Source organism: Actinoplanes campanulatus (assembly GCF_014647795.1).
In the GTDB taxonomy this organism is placed as follows: domain Bacteria; phylum Actinomycetota; class Actinomycetes; order Mycobacteriales; family Micromonosporaceae; genus Actinoplanes; species Actinoplanes campanulatus.
Genome location: NZ_BMPW01000042.1, coordinates 1 through 17,183 on the forward strand (window position 1 = coordinate 1; position 17,183 = coordinate 17,183).

The following is a 17,183-nucleotide window of genomic DNA, read 5'->3' on the forward strand; positions in this document are numbered from 1 at the left end:
ATCAGCAAGTCCACCACCTCCCGGTACGAGGTCTCCTCCCGCACCGCGACGACGGCCTGGGTCATCACGTCACCAACACTCCATGTCCGCATCGTGGCCTCCCGGGGTCGCGAATCCTTCCCCTTCACAGTGGTCGCCCGTCGGCCCGCGGGGTAGGGACCTACGACCCCCACCCGGCCACATCAACGATATTACGGACAGTGAGGGCCGGCCCGCCCGTCATCCAGCGAGGGCGGGGCACGAATATGTCCCGTTACCCGTATGCGGCCACGGAACAGATACCCCTGGGCATAGCGACAAGGCGGCCGACAGAGACAAGGGAGCTCGGGACGTCCGGCCCTGCCGGTCATATACCCCCGGGGGTATTTTCGGGATAACCCCGACGTCAGGAGGCAGTCATGCGGGCCAAGGTTCTGGTGCTCGGCGGCAACTTCGGCGGTCTCACCGCCGCCATCTCACTCCGCGACGAGTTGCACGGGGACGTCGACGTGACCGTGCTCAGCGACCGCGACCACTTCCTGTTCAGCCCGTCGCTGATCTGGCTGCCGTTCGGCAAGCGCGACCGTGCGGACATCACCTTCCCGGTCGCGCCGACGTTCGAGCAGGCCGGGGTGGAGTTCGTGGTGGACGCGGCGGCCGGGATCGACCCGCTCGGCCACATCGTGCGGACCGTCTCCGGGGCCGAGCACCACTACGACTACTTGCTCATCGCCACCGGGGCGCGGGACCGGCCGGACGCCGTCGAAGGGCTGCGGCAGAACGCGTACAGCATCACCACACTGGACGGCGCGACCCGTGCCGGCGAGGCCTGGCGGGCCTTCCGCGAGACGCCGGGCGACATCGTCATCGGCGCCACCCAGGAGGCCAGTTGCTTCGGGGCGGCCTACGAATTCCTCTTCAACACCTCGTACCAGTTGCGCAGGGCCGGATTGAAACGACGGACCCGGATCACGTACGTGACCGCGGAGCCGTTCCTGGGCCACTTCGGCATCGGCGGCCTGCCGCACGGCGAGAAGCTGCTCGGCATGTTCCTCAAGAAGGAGAACATCGATTTCCGTACGGACACCGCGCTCGAAACGGTCGACGAGGACGCCGTGGTGACCACCGGCGGCGAACGGATCCCCTTCCGGTTCGCGATGATCGTGCCGCCTTTCGCCGGACAGGAGTTCCTCACCGCCACCCCCGGGCTGACCAACCCGGCCGGGTACGTCGAGGTCCGCGACACCTACCAGAGCCTGCTCTTCGACGACGTCTACGCCGTCGGGCTGGCCGCCGCGGTGCAGGCGCCCTGGACGACGCCGACACCGGTGGGCGTGCCGAAGACGGGACTGCCGACCGAGCGGATGGCGCATGTCGCGGCCCGCAACATCGCCGCCCAGATCCGGGGCGAGGCCCCGGCCGACCACCAGACGTTCGGCGAGATCCCGGCGGTGTGCGTGATGGACGCCGGCAACAACGGCGTGCTGATCCTCGCCGACCGGATGCTGCCGCCGCGTAGGCACGGTGTGCTCGTGCCCGGTCCGCAGAACCACGCCTTCAAGATCGCCTTCGAGAAGTACTACCTGTGGAAGATGCGGGCCGGGCACGTCAGCCTCCCGTGACGGTCAGGGCCGGCCGAGCCCGCCTCAGCCACCGCGCGCCGAACCGGCCCGGGAGGCTCGGGACCTTCGCCCCGACCGTCGGCCCACCCGGAGAGAGATCCTGGGAGGAGGACCCCCGCATCGGAGGTGAACCATCGTGACCAGCCTCTCCGCCGCCCCGATCGTCGTCGGCACCGACGGCTCGCCGGCCGCACACACGGCCGTCGAGGTGGCCGCCCGCGAGGCGGCCGCAGCCCGGCAGGCGTTACGGATCGTGTATGTGGCCCGGCCCGAATCCACCCGCGACGACGCTGCCCTGATCGTCAGCGCCGCCGCGGAGCAGTCCCGGGCGGCCGCGCCGGGCGTACCGGTCAGCACTGCCGTGATCAGCGGTGACCCGGTGCTCATCCTGCGGGCGACGAGCCGGGCTGCCGGGCTGATCGTGCTCGGCGAGCCGGCCCGTCCGGCCGGGCACGGTGGATGGGGCACCCTGCCGGAGCGGGTGGCGGCACACGCGTCCTGTCCGGTCCTGGTGGGACCGGGGTACGCCGGGGCGGGAGGTTCGGCCCGTCGACCGGTCTACCCCGCCGCCGAACGATGAGGGTGAACGGCCGCACCGATGTCGCGTCCCCCTGCGAGGTGCTGGCCGGTGCGAACCTGGACCGATTCCCGTTCCACCACCTGCTGAGCCGGGCCGGGTTCGTCTACATCCGCCGGTCCATCGCCTACCTGCCGCTGTACCAGGTGAAGCTGCGCGCGTACATCGCCCGGCTGATCCGCCACCGGCGCAACCTGTGCTGGTCGATCGAGGGCGGCCGGACCCGCACCGGCAAGCTGCGCCCACCCGTGTACGGCGTGCTGCGCTACGTGATCGATGCCCTCGACGCAGACCCCGGCGCCCGGGCGGTGATCGTGCCGGTCGCGGTGGTATACGAACAACTGCACGAGGTCGGCCGGATGATCGCCGAGGCTCGGGGCGAGGCCGGGCACGACCCACGGATGATGGTGATCCCCACCGGCCTCGACCCGGTGTGGATCGACCGGTCGAACCCTGCCAGCGCCCGCCGCACCATGGACGGGGTGGTGAGCCGGCTGCGCGACGGCACGTCGATCCTCGTCCTGCCGGAGGGCACCCGGATGCCCACCCCCATCCCGGGCCGGTTCAAGAAGGGCGCCTTCCACATCGACATGCAGGCCGGAGTCCCGATCGTGCTGCGCAACACCGGCGACCTGGCCTGGCGGCGCTCGCTGCTGGTCAACCCGGGAACGGTCGACGTCGCGGTGCTCGACCCGATCCCACCGACGGCTGGACCGCCGACACCCTCGGCGAACGGGTGGCCGCACTGAGACACACCTACCTGGACGTCCTCTCCGACTGGCCGGAGCAGGCGGTGGCGGGCGCCCGCTGACCATGGCCGGCCCGGACGCCCGGTCAGCGGCGTGCCGGCGAGATACGCGCGACTGCCGGTGCCGGGCCGCCGAACCAGCCCCACACGCAGCGCCCGGTGATCGCGGCCATGGTGGCGGCCATCAGCACGGCGCCCGCCACCCCGATCGCGATCGTCACGGCCAGGTCCTGACCCGGATGCCACAGGGGCATCGTGAACAGCAGGAACACGGTCAGGCCGGCGAGCCAGCCGACCGCGCTCCAGCCGATCCACCGGGCAGCCTGCGGCACGAGGCGACGCAGCACCGTCCACTGCGCCACCCCGATCGAGTTCAGCAGCACCAACCCGAGCACCACACCGACGGACGCCTGCACGGCGGCCGGCCACCGCTGCCACACGCCGGTCGCCGACGACGGCAGAAGTCCGATGGCGTACGCGAGAACCGCGGCTGCCGCGGTCATCAGAATCCACCGGCGCCGCGGAAAGCCCGGCAGCTCTCGCCGCAGGACCACGGCCTGCCCCAGCCGAGCAGCGTCCCCTCGGCAACCCCGGCGGCCAGCAACGCCGGGCACCGTGACGGTCCACACCCCGGTCGGCGGTGAGCGCCCCGACGGCGACGGGCGCCAGGAAACCGGCCACCTCGGCCGCCGTCACGGTCACCGTCCAGGTCCGCCACACACCGCCGGTCACGACCGGCCCCACCGTCGGCGGCCGGCATCCGGAACACCGCCGGCCATCAGCGCGACACCGGTTGCCGCCAGCGTCGACAGCACCGCCCAGGCGAGTGACGGCCGCCACACGCCCAGGGCGGCGAGCAGCAGGACCATCCCGTTCAGGGCACAGATCAGGCCGAAAACGAAGGCCATCAGCGGGCGCGGGTTCTCATTCATGCCACACCTCGATCACTCAGGTGCCGACGCGGGCGTCGACCCGTACCGCGGCGCCGGTGCCGCCGGCCGGCTGGGGCCAACGCGGCTCGACGCCGTTGCTCACCGACCTGCCGTCCACCCGGATATCCCCGGCGCCGACGGCGGCCAGGATGTGCACCGGCGCGCCGGACGGCACGGTGAGGGCCGGCTTGCCGACGCCGACCGTGACGTCCATCCGACCGTCGGCGGGCAGCTCCCGGCCGGTCAGGTCGACGGTCAGGGTGCCGACACCGACGGTGGTGTCCACCGGCCACTGGGCCACGGCGGGCGCGATCTTGCGCGCGCCGATCGGGCCGGCGTACCGTTCCACCGGCAGGGCCGCCACCACGGCGGCCAGCAGCAGCACCGTGGCCAGCGCGGCCAGCGCGCCCGGAACCCGCCGCAGCGCCACCACGACGAGGCCGACGACTATCAACGCGGCCGCGGGCAGTGCCCGCCACGGCACCGGCACGCCGCGGCCGTCGAGCAGCGGCCAGGCCACGCTCGCCTCGATCCACGGCACCGCGAGCCGCAGCATCAGAACGGCGCCGAGGGTGATCAGCACGAGGCCGGCATACCAGGACAGCGCGTTCGGGCCGGGCCGGGGCCGGTCGGGCATCGGCTCACCATCGTCGTCCGGTACGGCCGCCCAGGCGATGAGGTACGCCAGGACACCGGTGGCCAGCGCCAGCGCCACCGCGGCGATCCGCAGCAGCACCGGGTCGACACCGAAGTACCGGCCGAGACCACCACACACGCCGCCGAGCACCCGGTCCGCGCGGCTGCGCCGCAACCTGCGGACCGGCGTCTCCGGCATCGTCATGACTGATCACCCCCCGGCCCCGGAGACTCCCGCGGCGACCGGCTCGGGTTCCCGCCGCGGAATGGCGTAGCCGTCGGCGGCGTCGAAGAAGTAGGCCGCCGACAGGTCGAGCGCGAGCCGGACCGGGCGGCCGATCGCCAGGCCGGCGTGCTGCTGCACCTTGGCGGTCCACAATCGGCTGACCGATGACTCGTCCACGGCCACCGGCACGTCACCAGGGTCGCCCGAGGTGGCGGCACCGCCGCCGTGGGGCGCCTCGAACAGCACGTGCTTCTCGTCGCCGAGCGCCTCCACGCCGAGCGGCACCGCCTCGACGACCGCTGCCGAGTCCGGTCCGGCCAGCGAGAACGCGGCCGGGCGCAGTCCGAGGACGATCTCCTCGCCGAAGCGGCCGGCCAGGTCCGGGCAGCGGCGCAGCACGTCCGGGAAGGGGAACACGGCGCCGTCCAGCGACATGGTGACCGGGTCGCCGTCGTGCAGCACCACGGTCGCGAAGTTCATGCTGGGCGAGCCCATGAACCCGGCCACGAACCGGTTCGCCGGCGCCAGGTAGAGCTCCTCCGGGGTGCCGACCTGTTGCAGCCGCCCCCGGTTCAGCACCGCGATGCGGTCGCCGAGGGTCATCGCCTCGACCTGGTCGTGGGTGACGTACACGGTGGTGACCCGGTATCGCTGGTGCAGCCGGGCCAGCTCAGCGCGCATCGACACCCGCAGCTTGGCGTCCAGGTTGGACAGCGGCTCGTCGAGCAGGAACACCCGCGGGCGCCGGACCAGGGCCCGGCCCATGGCGACCCGCTGCCGCTGCCCGCCGGACAGGGCCTTGGGCTTGCGCTCCAGGTACTCCTCCAGGCCGAGCAGATGCGCGGTGTCCTCCACCTGCTCGCGGATCCGGGGCTTCGGCCGGCGCCGCAGTCGCAGGGCGAAGCCCATGTTCTCGGCAACGGTCATGTGCGGGTAGAGCGCGTAGTTCTGGAACACCATGGCGATGTCCCGCTGCTTCGGCGCCCAGTCGGTCACCTTCTGGCCGTCGATGACGACATCCCCGAAGGTGGTGTCCTCCAGCCCGGCGATCATCCGCAGGATCGTGGACTTGCCGCAGCCGGACGGGCCGACCAGGACCAGGAACTCGCCGTCCCGGATGGTCAGGCTGACGTCGTCGACCGCGGGCGCCGCCCCGCCGGGGAAGGTCTTGGTGAGATGCTCCAGCCGTACGGCGGACATGCCGCCTCCTCAGGTAGTGCGGCCGGGGCCGGGACGGTAGGCCCGGCCCCGGCCGGTGATCAGCGGGGACGCCGGGTCACCGGTAGACGACGGTGACCGTGTTGGTGGTCCTGTTCCAGATCAGCGAGCCGTTCCGGAAATCGCTGCGCCGGCCCGTGGCGACGGTGTACTCGTCGCTGGTGGGCGGGCCCAGTCGGCTGCCGGTGCCGCCGAGCGCCAGGTAGCGGGTCAGGATGGCGCCGCCAACCACGTGGGCGCCGTCACGGCTGTTCCAGTAGACGTTGCCGCGCTGGAACTGCACAGCCCGGCCCACGCTGACCACCTTCTCGTCGGACCGCGGGTACCCGAGGTAACCGGCCTCGCCGCCGAGAGCCAACCATTTGGTACGGATGGCGCCGTGCACCTCATGGGCGCCGGTCGCCGACGACCAGTAGATCGATCCGCCCTGGAAGGTGCTGTGCCAGCCGCCGCCCGCGCCGGGCTGCTCGTCAGTGACCGGGTAGCGCAGGAAGGACCCGACCGTGCCCATCGCGCGGTACTTGGTGAGGATCGCGCCGCGCACCGCGTGGGCGCCGGTCGCCGTCGAGTGGTAGAGCCGTCCTTTCTGGAACCACTGGACCTCGGTGCCGGCCGTACTGGCCTGCATCGGCCCGGTGGTCGCGGCACCCAGCGAGGACGGTCCGCCGGCGGCCAGGTACACCGCCCGGATCGGTCCACGGGTGACCGCCTGGAAGGGGCTCACGAAGGCGTACCCCATGCCTTTGATCTTGTCGATGATCCTCTGCAGGTTGCCCGGATCGGTGGAGGGCGTGGTCACGTGCATCACGATGATCGCGCCGGGCTTGAGATAGCGGTCGATGCGGGCGCTCACCGTGGTCCAGTCGGCGGCCTGGTAGCCGGTGGTGTCGAAGGTCCAGTCGGCGTTGATGTAGAAGCCGCGCAGCGCGAGGTCGCGGTTGAGGCCCGCGTTCATGTACCCGGACCGGTACGGCGCCCGGAACCAGCCGGCCGAGGCAATCCCGGCCGCGCGGAAGGCCGCCTCCGTCCGGTCCAACTGCGACCAGCGCTGCGCCTGGGTGAGCGTCATGAAGTCGGGATGGCTGTAACTGTGGTTGAAGATCTTGTGCCCCTGGTCGGCGATGTTCCGCGCCTCGCCCGGATTCTGCGCGGCGAACCGCCCGGTCACACCGAAGCCGCCGGTGATGCCGTTGCCGGCGAACACCCGCAGAACCGTCTCCAGGTTCGCCTTGCTCGCCGCGTTCTCGGTGGCGGTGCCGGTGCGCCAGTCCAGGTCGAAGGTCAGGGTGGCGACCTTGCCCGTGTCGTACCCCTGGGTGAAGACCTGCGCTCGGTAGGGCATGGTATCGGCCGCGGCGGCGGGGCGCGCCGCGATCCCGCCGATGACGGCGAGGGCCGGGACTGTCAGGGCGATCACCGCGGTACGCAGCGCCGCCCGGGCCGAAGTGGACATGAATGATGTCGACCACCGTGTGTCCACAGGGATCACCTCCATGCGCGGGCCTCCTCGCCCGCGCTCCACTCCCACCGTCCGACGTCGACGCGCGGACGTTCAGAGTCGTTGGTCCCGATCAGTGCACCGACGTCGATGGAGCCCTGCCGGAGGACCGGGCACAACGACCCTGACCAGCGCCGACCTCGAGGGCGAGGATGAGATCACCAGGTTCGACCAGAGAGGAGCAGCCGATGCGCGCCGCCGTCGTCACCGCATTCGACAAGCCGTTGGAGATCCGGGAGGTAGCCGTTCCGGAGCCGAGGCCCGGGCAGATCCGGGTACGCCTCGAGGCGAGCGGACTGTGCCACACCGACATCCACGCCGCGCGTGGGGACTGGCCGGTCAAGCCGGCGCTGCCATTCACCCCCGGCCACGAGGGCGTCGGCGTCGTCGACAAGGCGGGCGAGGGAGTGGCCGTCCCGGCGGCCGGCGAACGGGTAGCGATCCCGTGGCTGGGTCACGCCTGCGGGACCTGCGAATACTGCGTCACCGGCTGGGAGACGCTCTGCGAGGCGCAACTGAACACCGGGTACGCAATCGACGGCGGGCACGCCGAGTACCTGGTCGCCGACGCGAAGTACGTGGTGCGGGTCCCCGACGGCATCAGTCCGGCCGAGGCTGCGCCGCTGACCTGCGCCGGGGTCACCACGTACAAGGCGGTCAAGGTGGGCGGGGTGACGCCGGGCAACCGGGTGGCGATCTTCGGGATCGGCGGGCTGGGACATCTGGCGCAGCAGTACGCGCAGATCTTCGGTGGCGAGACCATCGGCGTGGACGTCACCGAGGAGAAGCTGGAACTGTCCCGGCGGCTGGGCGCCGCGCACGTGGTCAACGCGGCGAAGACGGATCCGGTCGCGGCGATCGAGGCTCTCGGCGGCGCCGACGTGGCCGTGGTCCTGGCCGCCGACCCGCGGGTCATCGAGCAGGCGCACGCGTCGCTGCGGCGTGGCGGACGGCTGATCCTGGTGTCGCTGCCGAAGGACAACGCGATCTCGCTGCCGGTCTTCCAGACCGTGCTCAAGGGCATCCGGGTGATCGGCTCGATCGTCGGCACCCGCGCCGACCTGGCCGAGGTGTTCCGGCTGCACGCGGCCGGGCGCACCGAGGTGCTCTACGAGACGCGCACGCTCGGCGCCATCAACGACTCCATCGAGGACGTGCTGGACAGCCGGGTCCCGGCGCGCCTGGTGCTGATTCCCTGAGCGGGGTGCGGCCGCCCGGCGGCCGGGGAGTTCCCGGCCGCCGGGCGGCGTCTTCTACTCCGCCAGCAGGGCCCGCATCTCGGCGATCTCCGCCCGCTGGTCGGTGACGATGGCGGCGGCCAGCGCCTTCGCCTCCGGGTTGGCGCCCTTCGCCGACGCCTCCCCGGCCATCGTGATCGCGCCCTCGTGGTGGGCGATCATCAGGGTGAGGAACCGCTCGTCGAACGCGGCGCCCTTGGCGGCGGCCAGCGCCGTCATGTCCGCGTCGGACATCATGCCCGGCATCGTCTCGTGGCCGGAGTCGTGGCCGGCCTCGGGCACCGCCGCGCCCCAGGCGCCGAGCCAGCCGGTCATCGTGCTGATCTCCGGGGCCTGGGCCGCCTCGATGGCCGCGGCCAGCTTCTTCACCTCGGCGGACGCGGCCCGTTCGGGAGCCAGGACGGCCATCTCCACCGCCTGCCGGTGGTGCACAACCATGTGCTGGGCGAACGCCACGTCGGCGTCGGCGAACACCGCCCCGGCCGACGGGCTCGCCACCGGGGTGGCGGCGCCGTGACTGGACGAGCCGTGGTCGCCGCCGCAGGCGGCGAGGGTAATCAGGGCGACGGCGGCGGCGGTGAACAGCGGCATCGTACGGGTGGTCATGGTGGAACCTCTCTCAGTCATTGCTGCGAACATGGGCGGGAGTGGGGCGGGCCCGCTATAAACGCAGCACCGAGATCGAAGCCACCCTCAACCCGACGGGACGGCGAGGCGGCGCCCGGGAGGCCGCCGATCGGGCCGGGGCAGCGCCCGGGCGCGGATCCGGCCCGGCAGTCCACAGCCGCGGCGGTCGGCCGAGCAACAGCACGAGCACGCCCAGCGCGGTCAGCACCGCCAGGCAGACGCTCCACGTCACCGAGGGATCCGGGCCGGGAGCGGACTCGTCGTGGTGCCCGCCGCCGGCAATCGCCGCCATCACGTGACCGGGGTCGTGAGTGTGTCGGTGGCCCAGCGTGTGCATGGTGGCCAGGCCGAGCACCGTGCAGGCCATCAGGACCAGCCGCACGAGACGGAGTCTGATCCGGTCGGAGGGCTGCTGCACGCGGCAACGATACCCAGCCTCGGGCCGCCGGGACCACGGCGTGCCCATGGCCCACGGGTGGCGCTGATCGGCGCCGGGCTGGTCGGGTGATCACACCTGTCCGCGGTGGACCGACGTCCCGGGCGCGGGGTCCTGCCGGCGCAGCGCCACCCCGTTGTCGGACATCGACTGGCAGACGATCGGCGCGGTGTCCGCGTACAGCGTCCGGTACTGGTCCAGGACCCGGTCCAGCAGCGGGTAGAGCAGGCGTTCCTCGGCCAGGTTGGCCTGGTGCACGTAGTACGGGCGAGGGTCGTTGGCCTGCATCCGGGCGAGGATCGCGCGAGCCTCGGCCGGCACGACCGCGTCGGTCCAGCCGGTGACCGGGTCGAGTGGAGCGCGGCAGGCGGACGGGCCCCCGGTGCACCGGGCAGCGTTGAGGACGTTGTACTCGTCGACCTCCTCGGCGGCCGTGCCGACGTTGAAGAACAGCTCGATCGGGTAGCGGGGGACGGTCCAGGCGGCGCCGACGCGCTCCGGCTCCGGTATCCGCGAGGCGTCGGCGGCCAGCCAGCGGACCTTGGCGTCCTCGATGGCGCCGGCCAGGTTCGGGTTGTCGGCCGGCTGTCGGGGCGGGTTGCGCAGCCCAGAGTGCTCGCCGGTGACCAGTTCCGTGGTTCGCAGGTCGAGCCCGTTGTCGCGGCCCCAGGCAATGTTGCGGGTGATCTCGTCGCCGATCAGGCCGGCGCCGGCCCAGACGGTCTCGGCGCCGTCGGTGCGGTATCGCCACGGCGTGACCGCGAGGTCCTGAACGCAGCCGAGGTACTGATGGCTGTAGGTGTGGTTGACCTACCGGAACCGGCCGGCGGCGGCCAGCAGCGCCTCGGTGAGCTCGTCGCGCCCGCCGGCGGCCCGTGCCGCCTCCACGCCGCCGGAGCCGTTGAACACCAGATCCAGGGTGAACCCGGTCGCGGCCTGCCAGCGCGCCGCGTACGCGACGTCGGCGGGAGTCATCCGGATCTCGGCGGTCTCCTGGACACCGGTGCAGTCCTCGCCCGGGGTGCAGTCGCCCGTGACGCTCCACCGGCGGTCGCCGAGCAACACGTCGTCGACGTGGACCGACAGGTAGTTGCGGCGGTAGCCCAGGTGCACCCCACGGGTCGCCCAGTCCACGATTCCCGGCGCGAGCAGTCGGAACTGCTGCTGGGCGGCGTTGAAGGCGAAGGTCAGGAAGAGTTCCTCGCGGCCGTCGGCGGTCCGGTACGTTCCGGCCAGCACGCCCCGGACGCCACCGCCGAAACTCACCCGCAGGCTATGAGCGACGCATGTCGATCAGTAACGGTCTGAAGTCAGGGCTGCCCGGCCCGTATCGGCGTGACCTTCGGCCGTGGTGGCCGAAAGGGATCAGGTGGGTGCCGTCGACACCCCGAACCGCTCCCGAGGTGGAACGTGGCCGTCACGCTGGACGCCGCCCCCTCGCGCGGTACAGGGCCGGAGGGCCCGTCCCGCGCTGTCGGGCCGTGCGGCCCTGCCGTCCCGGCCGACCTCCCTCGAGGGTGGAACCGGGGAGGACATGATGCGACGGTGGTGGCGGCAACGGGAACAGGCGCTGTCCCTCACAACGACGGTGCTACTGGCGGCCGGTCTGGCGCTGTCCGGGGGCGGCCGGGACGAGGCAGCCGCCCTGGCCTGGCTGACCGCCACCCTGCTCGGGCTCGGCTGGTCGACCGCGACCCTGGTGGCCGCGGCCCGCCGGCGGGAGGCGAGCGTGGACGTCATCGCCTGGCTGGCGCTGGCCGGCTCGCTGTGGATCGGTGAGCCGCTGGCCGGCGCGGTGATCGCGGTCATGCTGGCCGGCGGCGCTCTGCTGGAGTCCCGCGCCGAGGCGCGGGCCCGCCACGATTTGAGCGTCCTGGCCAACCGGGCGCCGCGGACCGCACGGCGGGACACCGTGACCGGGCCGGTCGAGATGCCGGTGGATGAGGTGACACCCGGTGACCATCTCGTGGTCGGCGCCGGAGAAGTCGTGCCGGTGGACGGTCGGCTGCTCGATCGCGGAGTGCTCGACGAGTCCGCGCTGACCGGGGAGCCCGCGCCGGTGGAGCATCGGGCCGGCGAGGACGTCCGCAGCGGGACGGTGAACGCCGGCCAGCCGTTCCGGATGACCGCCACCGCGACCGCCGAGGCCTCGACCTACGCCGGAGTGGTCCGCCTGGTCGAGCAGGCCCGGGCGCAGAGCGCGCCGTTCGTGCGTTTCGCCGACCGGGCCGCGGTCGCCTTCGTACCGGTGACCCTGCTTCTGGCGGGAATCGCCTGGGCGCTCTCCGGCGACCCGGTTCGGGCCGTCGCCGTACTGGTCGTCGCGACGCCGTGCCCCCTGCTGCTGGCCGCGCCCATCGCGATCATCTCGGGCATCTCCCGGATGGCCCGCGGCGGTGTCGTGGTCAAGGGCGGCGCGGCCCTGGAACGGCTGGCCGCCGGGCGGGTCCTGCTGTTCGACAAGACCGGCACGCTGACCGCCGGACGGCCGGTGCTCACGGAGGTGATCACGCCGGTCGGCGGCCCACTGTCCGCCGCCGAGGTGCTGCGCCTGGCCGCCGGCCTCGAACAGAGCTCGGCCCACCTGCTCGCCGGCGCCATCGTGGCCGCCGCCCGCGACCGCGGCCTGCGGCCCGCGGCCCCCGAGCAGGTCAGGGAACGGCACGGCCACGGCATCGAGGGCGTCGTCGACGGCCGCCGGGTGCATCTCGGCAAGGCCTCCGACACAGTACGCGGCCCGCTGCCAGCGTGGATGCGGCATGCCCGCCGGCGCGCCGACCTCGACGGCTCGCTGACCGTGTTCGCCGCGGTCGACGGCGAGCCGGCCGGTGTGCTGCTGTTGGAGGATCCGGTTCGCCCGCAGGCACCCCGGATGGTACGGGCGCTGCGCACCGCCGGCATCGGCCGCGTCGTGCTGGTCACCGGCGACCACGCCGACCCGGCCGAGACCGTCGGCCGGGTGGTCGGGGTCGACGCCGTGCACGCCGGCTGCGACCCGGCCGACAAACTGCGGGTGGTCCGCGCCGAGCAGGCGACAGCGCCGACGATCATGGTCGGGGACGGCATCAACGACGCGCCAGCCCTCGCCGCCGCCGGGGTCGGCGTCGCCCTCGCCGCCCGTGGAGCGACCGCCAGTTCGGAGGCCGCCGACGTGGTTCTCGTCGTGGACCGCATCGACGCGCTCGCCGACGCCGTCCTCACCGCCCGGCGCTGCCGCCGCATCGCCGTCCTGGCCGTCGCCGTCGGCATGGGCCTGTCGGTGGCGGCGATGCTGGTCGCGGCCGCCGGGCTCCTGTCCCCGGTGGCCGGGGCGCTGATGCAGGAGGGCATCGACGTCGGGGCGATCGCCATCGCGCTGACCGCCCTCGTCCCGGGCCGGCGGCACACCGTGCGGCTGCGGCCCGCCGACGTCGACACCCTCCGCGGCCTGTACGCCGAACATCAGGAGATGCGCCCCGTCGTCGAGCGGGTGCGGGTCGTCGCCGACGGGCTCGACGTTCCCCCGTACGACCTGGACCCGGTGCGGGATCTGCTGGGCGACCTGCGGGACCGGCTGCTGGCCCACGAGCGGGCCGAGGAGGCGGAACTGCTGCCGATCATGGCACGGGCGCTCGGCGGGGTGGAGGCGACCAGCGGGCTGAGCCGTACCCACGCCGAGATCGAACATCAGGTGGGGCGGCTCGACCGTACCGTCCGGGATCTGTCGCGGCAGGCCGACGCCGAGGACGTCACCGACGTGCGGCGGCTGCTCTACGGCCTGTACGCGATCCTGCGCCTGCACAACGACCAGGAGGAGGAGGGCGCGTTCAGCCTCGTGCCGCCGCTGGTCTCCACGCCGTCTCCACATCGGTTCCATTCCGCCGCCACGACGGTGAGCCACTGTGAGGAGGAGAGGAAGGAGGAGTCATGAAAACCATCACCCGCCGCGCGGCCACCGTGGTAACGGCCGGCGCGCTCACGCTGGGTGGCCCGACGGTGGCGGCCCCCGCGCTCGCCGGCCACGGCCCGTTCGGGGGTTTCGCCCCGACCGGAACCGCAACCGCGGACCGCGGACCCGGGTACGGCATGGGCATGGGCTACGGCGCCTGCCCCGGTTCATCACTCACCGCCGAGCAGGGCACTCTGGACGACGCGCAGAAGGCGGCGCTGACGGCGCTGGCGCAGAAGGAGAAGCTCGCCCACGACCTGTACGCGGCCTTCGCCGCCCGCTACGACGCCCCGATCTTCGACCACATCGCCATGGCCGAGACCCACCACCTGGACGCCGTCCGCACGCTGCTGCGGCGCTACGGCGTCACCGACCCGACCGCGGATCAGAAGGCCGGCACGTTCACCGACCCCGCTGTCCAGGCCGACCACGACAAGCTGCTCGCCGAGGGTGGGAAGAGCCTGTCCGCCGCACTCGCCGCCGCCCAACAGTCCGAACGCGACGACATCGCCGCGCTGCGGTCCGCACTCGACGGCCTGTCCGCCCCGGACGCCGAGCAGGTCTACACCCGCCTGCTGACCGCCTCGGAGCGGCATCTGGCCGCCTTCACCCGCTGGTCGACCCGGTGACCGCCGCCGGGTGGTCGGCCCGGACAGGGACATTCGGCCCTGTCCGGGGCCGCCCGGCGGCCGTTGGCTGGAGGTGGAGAAGGAGGTGTCCCGATGTCGCGCTCCATCGTGACCGCGGGTGACGTCTGGGCGGCGGTGTCCAAGGCGTCGTTCGCCGTGCTCAGCCATGTGACCCCGGGCGGCGCGCCGCGTTCCAGCGGGGTTCTCTACGCCGTCGACGGCGACCGCATGTACGTGGTCGTCGCCGAGAACAGCTGGAAGGCCCGGCACATCCGTGAGGAGGGCATGATCGCGGTGACCGTGCCCGTGCGCCGGGGCGGCCTACTGTCGCTGGTCGCCCCGATCCCGCCGGCGACCATAAGCTTCCCGGCCATCGCCACCGTGCATCCGCCGGAGCACGCGGAGCGCGTACCCCGGCTGGCCCGTCTGATGCCGCCGGAGCGTCGCTCCGGGTGCGTGGTGCTGGAGATCCGCCCGGCCGGCCCCTATGTGACGTACGGCCTGGGCGTGCCGCTGCCGGCGATGCGCGACACCCAACGGTCCCGGGCCCGGGTGCCGTTGCGCTGACCGGGAAGGAGGTACCGGCCGTGCCGGGCGCCGTGCTCGTCGTGGAGGACGACCGGGAGTTGCGTGAGCTGCTACGCCGCTACCTGGAGCGGGCCGGGCACGCGGTGCACACCACCGGGTCCGGCGCCGAGGCTATCGGGCTGCTCGCCCGGGGTGGGGTGGACCTGGTGGTCCTCGACCTGGGGCTGCCCGACGTGGACGGCGCCGAGGTGCTGGGCGCGGCCCGCGACGGCCGGGAAATCCCGGTCGTGGTGCTCACCGCCCGCAGCGCCGTCGAGGACCGGATCGACGGGCTGCGGCGCGGCGCCGACGACTACGTGACGAAACCCTTCTCCCCCACCGAGCTGGTGCTGCGGGTCGACGCCGTGCTGCATCGGACCCACCGGCGCGACACCACCACCGAGATCACCTTCGGCGGCGGCCGACTGCGCCTGGACGAGGCCCGCCGCCTGGCCGGCCTCGACGGCGTCCCGCTGGAGCTGACCCCCACCGAGTGGGGTGTGCTGACCGCGCTCGCCTCGGCGCCGGGCCGCGTCTACTCCCGCTACGAGCTGATAAACCGCATTCACGGGTACGAGTTCCCCGGCTACGAACGCACCATCGACTCACACGTGAAGAACCTGCGCCGCAAGCTGGGCGCCGGGGCGGCCGGGCTGGTCGAGACCGTACTCGGCGTCGGCTACCGGCTGGGGTGGCCCCGTGACCACTGAGCGGCCGTACCTGTCCAGCCCGCTCGGCCGGCGGCTGCTGGCCGCGTTCCTGCTGGTCGCCCTCTCCTCGGTGGTGGTGCTGTCGATGGCCGCGAGGGTCGCCACCGACCGTGGCCTGGCCAGCGCCGAACAGCAGCGCCGGGGGCAGGTAACGGCACGGGTGGCGGCGGCCGCGGCGCGCGCGTACCGGACCGCTGGCGGCTGGCCCGGCGCGGACCTCGAAGCGGCCGCCGGGCTGGCCGAGAGGTCCGGGGCCCGCCTGGTGGTCCGCGGCGTGGACGGCGCCATGGTGTGGCCCGGTCACGGGCACGGGATGGGCATGGCCGGGCTCGCCGCGGCCACCGCCCCGGTCACCGTCGACGGGCAACGCGTCGGCAGCGTACAGGTGTTCTTCTCGGCCACCGTGGACACCGAACGCCGCGTCGCCTGGGCCTGGGTGGCTGGCGCCGCGGGAGCCGCGCTCCTGGCGGCGCTCGCCGTCAGCGGATATGTGACCCGCCGCCTCACCCGCCCGCTGATCGTCCTCGCCGCAGTGGCCCGCCGCTTCGCCGCCGGGGACCGCGCGGCCCGGGCCCGGCTCACCGCGCCCGGCGAGCTCGGCGAGGTGGCGCGCGCCTTCGACGGCATGGCCGACGAGGTGGCGCGCACCGACACGGCACGCCGGAGGCTGACCGCCGACGTCGCGCACGAGCTGCGTACCCCGCTGGCGGGTCTACAGGCCGGCCTGGAGGAGCTGCGCGACGGGCTGGCCCCGGCCGACCCGGCTCACCTCGCCGTCCTGCACGACCAGAGCCTGCGGCTGGGGCGGATCGTGCAGGACCTGGCCGACCTGGCCGCCGCCGAGGCGGGTCCGGTGTCACTGCACCCGGTGGACGCCGACCTGGCCGAGATCGCCGGTGCGGCGGTGGCGGCGATGCGGCCCCGGTTCGACGCGGCCGGGCTGACCGTCGTCGCCGGCTTGGCGGAGCCGGTTGCGGTGCGCGCCGACCACGACCGGCTGCACCAGGCGATCACCAACCTGCTGACCAACGCGGTCCGGTACTGCCGGCCCGGCGATCGGGTCACCGTCCACGCCGGCACCGAGGGCGATGAGGCGGTGCTGCGGGTCGCCGACACCGGGCCCGGGATACCGCCGGACGAGCTGCCGCACGCGTTCGAGCGCCTCTGGCGGGGCCGTGACGCCCAGCGGATTCCCGGCACCGGGATCGGGCTGACCGTCGTCCGGGAGCTGATCGCCGCACATGGCGGCGCCACCACGATCGCGTCCCCGCCCAGCGGCGGCGTCACCGTCACCATCCGGCTGCCTCACGGGTGACGCGACATCACCCCCCGTCCCGGCCGGATGCCCGCACGAGGGCTTCGAGGAGGTCCTGGCGCCGCGGTGAACGGCCGTCAGACCCGGCCGAGGACCGCGTCGGGACGGTCGTCGAACTCGAAGCCGAGCCGGTCCGCCAACGGGACGGCGCTGATGTGGCGGCCGATCAGCAGGTCGACCAGCTCGCGATAGCCCGCTTCCGGCGGTACGGGAACGACCTCCCTGGTCATCACGTCGTCCACGATCCAGGTCCGCATGACAATCACCTTCCTCACCCGTACGGCGAGGGCATCACCT

The 17,183-nt window shown here is 73.0% G+C and carries 19 protein-coding genes; 9 read left to right on the top strand and 10 right to left on the bottom strand.

What is annotated here, in order from left to right:
• Positions 1-398: 398 nt before the first annotated feature.
• From IEZ13_RS44310 to IEZ13_RS44320, 3 genes are all read left to right on the top strand, one after another.
• On the top strand, positions 399-1,601 hold the full coding sequence (locus IEZ13_RS44310) for an NAD(P)/FAD-dependent oxidoreductase (protein ID WP_183227918.1): 1,203 nt from the start codon (positions 399-401) through the stop codon (positions 1,599-1,601).
• A gap of 136 nt (positions 1,602-1,737) precedes the next feature.
• The gene (locus IEZ13_RS44315) at positions 1,738-2,181 is read left to right on the top strand and encodes a universal stress protein (RefSeq protein WP_183227917.1); all 444 of its coding nucleotides are present in this window, start codon (positions 1,738-1,740) and stop codon (positions 2,179-2,181) included.
• Positions 2,182-2,183: 2 nt separating this feature from the next.
• Positions 2,184-2,927 (top strand): lysophospholipid acyltransferase family protein, encoded by a 744-nt coding sequence (locus tag IEZ13_RS44320; protein WP_183227916.1) that lies wholly within the window; start codon positions 2,184-2,186, stop codon positions 2,925-2,927.
• Positions 2,928-3,012: 85 nt separating this feature from the next.
• Here IEZ13_RS44320 and IEZ13_RS44325 read toward each other — a convergent pair whose 3' ends face one another.
• From IEZ13_RS44325 to IEZ13_RS44345, 5 genes are all read right to left on the bottom strand, one after another.
• A complete protein-coding gene (locus tag IEZ13_RS44325) occupies positions 3,013-3,429 on the bottom strand; it encodes a hypothetical protein (protein WP_183227915.1) in 417 nt (138 codons plus the stop codon).
• 225 nt (positions 3,430-3,654) lie between these two features.
• Entirely contained in the window at positions 3,655-3,858 is a 204-nt protein-coding gene (locus tag IEZ13_RS44330) for a hypothetical protein (RefSeq protein ID WP_183227914.1), read from the bottom strand.
• Positions 3,859-3,874: 16 nt separating this feature from the next.
• Positions 3,875-4,699: a PspC domain-containing protein gene (locus IEZ13_RS44335; RefSeq protein ID WP_203834145.1), complete on the bottom strand. Its 825-nt coding sequence runs from the start codon at positions 4,697-4,699 to the stop codon at positions 3,875-3,877.
• Between the two features lie 6 nt (positions 4,700-4,705).
• On the bottom strand, positions 4,706-5,920 hold the full coding sequence (locus IEZ13_RS44340; protein ID WP_183227913.1) for an ABC transporter ATP-binding protein: 1,215 nt from the start codon (positions 5,918-5,920) through the stop codon (positions 4,706-4,708).
• A gap of 76 nt (positions 5,921-5,996) precedes the next feature.
• The gene (locus IEZ13_RS44345; protein ID WP_183227912.1) at positions 5,997-7,391 is read right to left on the bottom strand and encodes a polysaccharide deacetylase family protein; all 1,395 of its coding nucleotides are present in this window, start codon (positions 7,389-7,391) and stop codon (positions 5,997-5,999) included.
• 233 nt (positions 7,392-7,624) lie between these two features.
• On the opposite strand from IEZ13_RS44345, the gene IEZ13_RS44350 reads away from it, so the two are divergent.
• Positions 7,625-8,635, top strand: coding sequence for a zinc-dependent alcohol dehydrogenase (locus tag IEZ13_RS44350; RefSeq protein ID WP_183227911.1), 1,011 nt, complete (start codon positions 7,625-7,627; stop codon positions 8,633-8,635).
• A 54-nt stretch (positions 8,636-8,689) separates the two neighbouring features.
• Here the strand turns inward: IEZ13_RS44350 and IEZ13_RS44355 are convergent, their stop codons facing one another.
• The 4 genes from IEZ13_RS44355 to IEZ13_RS44370 form a co-directional block, all read right to left on the bottom strand.
• Complete coding sequence (locus IEZ13_RS44355) at positions 8,690-9,280, bottom strand: DUF305 domain-containing protein (RefSeq protein WP_203834144.1); 591 nt, start codon at positions 9,278-9,280, stop codon at positions 8,690-8,692.
• A gap of 55 nt (positions 9,281-9,335) precedes the next feature.
• On the bottom strand, positions 9,336-9,719 hold the full coding sequence (locus IEZ13_RS44360; protein ID WP_183227909.1) for a hypothetical protein: 384 nt from the start codon (positions 9,717-9,719) through the stop codon (positions 9,336-9,338).
• Between the two features lie 90 nt (positions 9,720-9,809).
• Positions 9,810-10,058: a hypothetical protein gene (locus tag IEZ13_RS44365; RefSeq protein WP_183227908.1), complete on the bottom strand. Its 249-nt coding sequence runs from the start codon at positions 10,056-10,058 to the stop codon at positions 9,810-9,812.
• A 489-nt stretch (positions 10,059-10,547) separates the two neighbouring features.
• Positions 10,548-11,003, bottom strand: a complete 456-nt coding sequence (locus tag IEZ13_RS44370; protein ID WP_183227907.1) for a hypothetical protein — start codon at positions 11,001-11,003, stop codon at positions 10,548-10,550.
• Between the two features lie 268 nt (positions 11,004-11,271).
• Here IEZ13_RS44370 and IEZ13_RS44375 point away from each other — a divergent pair, with 268 nt between their 5' ends.
• The 5 genes from IEZ13_RS44375 (at position 11,272) to IEZ13_RS44395 (ending at position 16,886) form a co-directional block, all read left to right on the top strand.
• A complete protein-coding gene (locus IEZ13_RS44375; RefSeq protein WP_203834143.1) occupies positions 11,272-13,647 on the top strand; it encodes a heavy metal translocating P-type ATPase in 2,376 nt (791 codons plus the stop codon).
• The gene (locus IEZ13_RS44380; RefSeq protein ID WP_183227905.1) at positions 13,644-14,294 is read left to right on the top strand and encodes a DUF2202 domain-containing protein; all 651 of its coding nucleotides are present in this window, start codon (positions 13,644-13,646) and stop codon (positions 14,292-14,294) included. Before IEZ13_RS44375 ends, IEZ13_RS44380 begins: the two co-directional genes overlap by 4 nt.
• A gap of 93 nt (positions 14,295-14,387) precedes the next feature.
• Positions 14,388-14,861, top strand: coding sequence for a PNPOx family protein (locus IEZ13_RS44385; RefSeq protein WP_183227904.1), 474 nt, complete (start codon positions 14,388-14,390; stop codon positions 14,859-14,861).
• A gap of 20 nt (positions 14,862-14,881) precedes the next feature.
• A complete protein-coding gene (locus IEZ13_RS44390; RefSeq protein WP_183227903.1) occupies positions 14,882-15,571 on the top strand; it encodes a response regulator transcription factor in 690 nt (229 codons plus the stop codon).
• Positions 15,561-16,886, top strand: a complete 1,326-nt coding sequence (locus IEZ13_RS44395; protein WP_229795769.1) for a sensor histidine kinase — start codon at positions 15,561-15,563, stop codon at positions 16,884-16,886. Before IEZ13_RS44390 ends, IEZ13_RS44395 begins: the two co-directional genes overlap by 11 nt.
• Before the next feature lie 77 nt (positions 16,887-16,963).
• On the opposite strand, the gene IEZ13_RS44400 is transcribed toward IEZ13_RS44395, so the two are convergent.
• Positions 16,964-17,143: a CBS domain-containing protein gene (locus tag IEZ13_RS44400; protein WP_183227902.1), complete on the bottom strand. Its 180-nt coding sequence runs from the start codon at positions 17,141-17,143 to the stop codon at positions 16,964-16,966.
• Between the last annotated feature and the right edge of the window lie 40 nt (positions 17,144-17,183).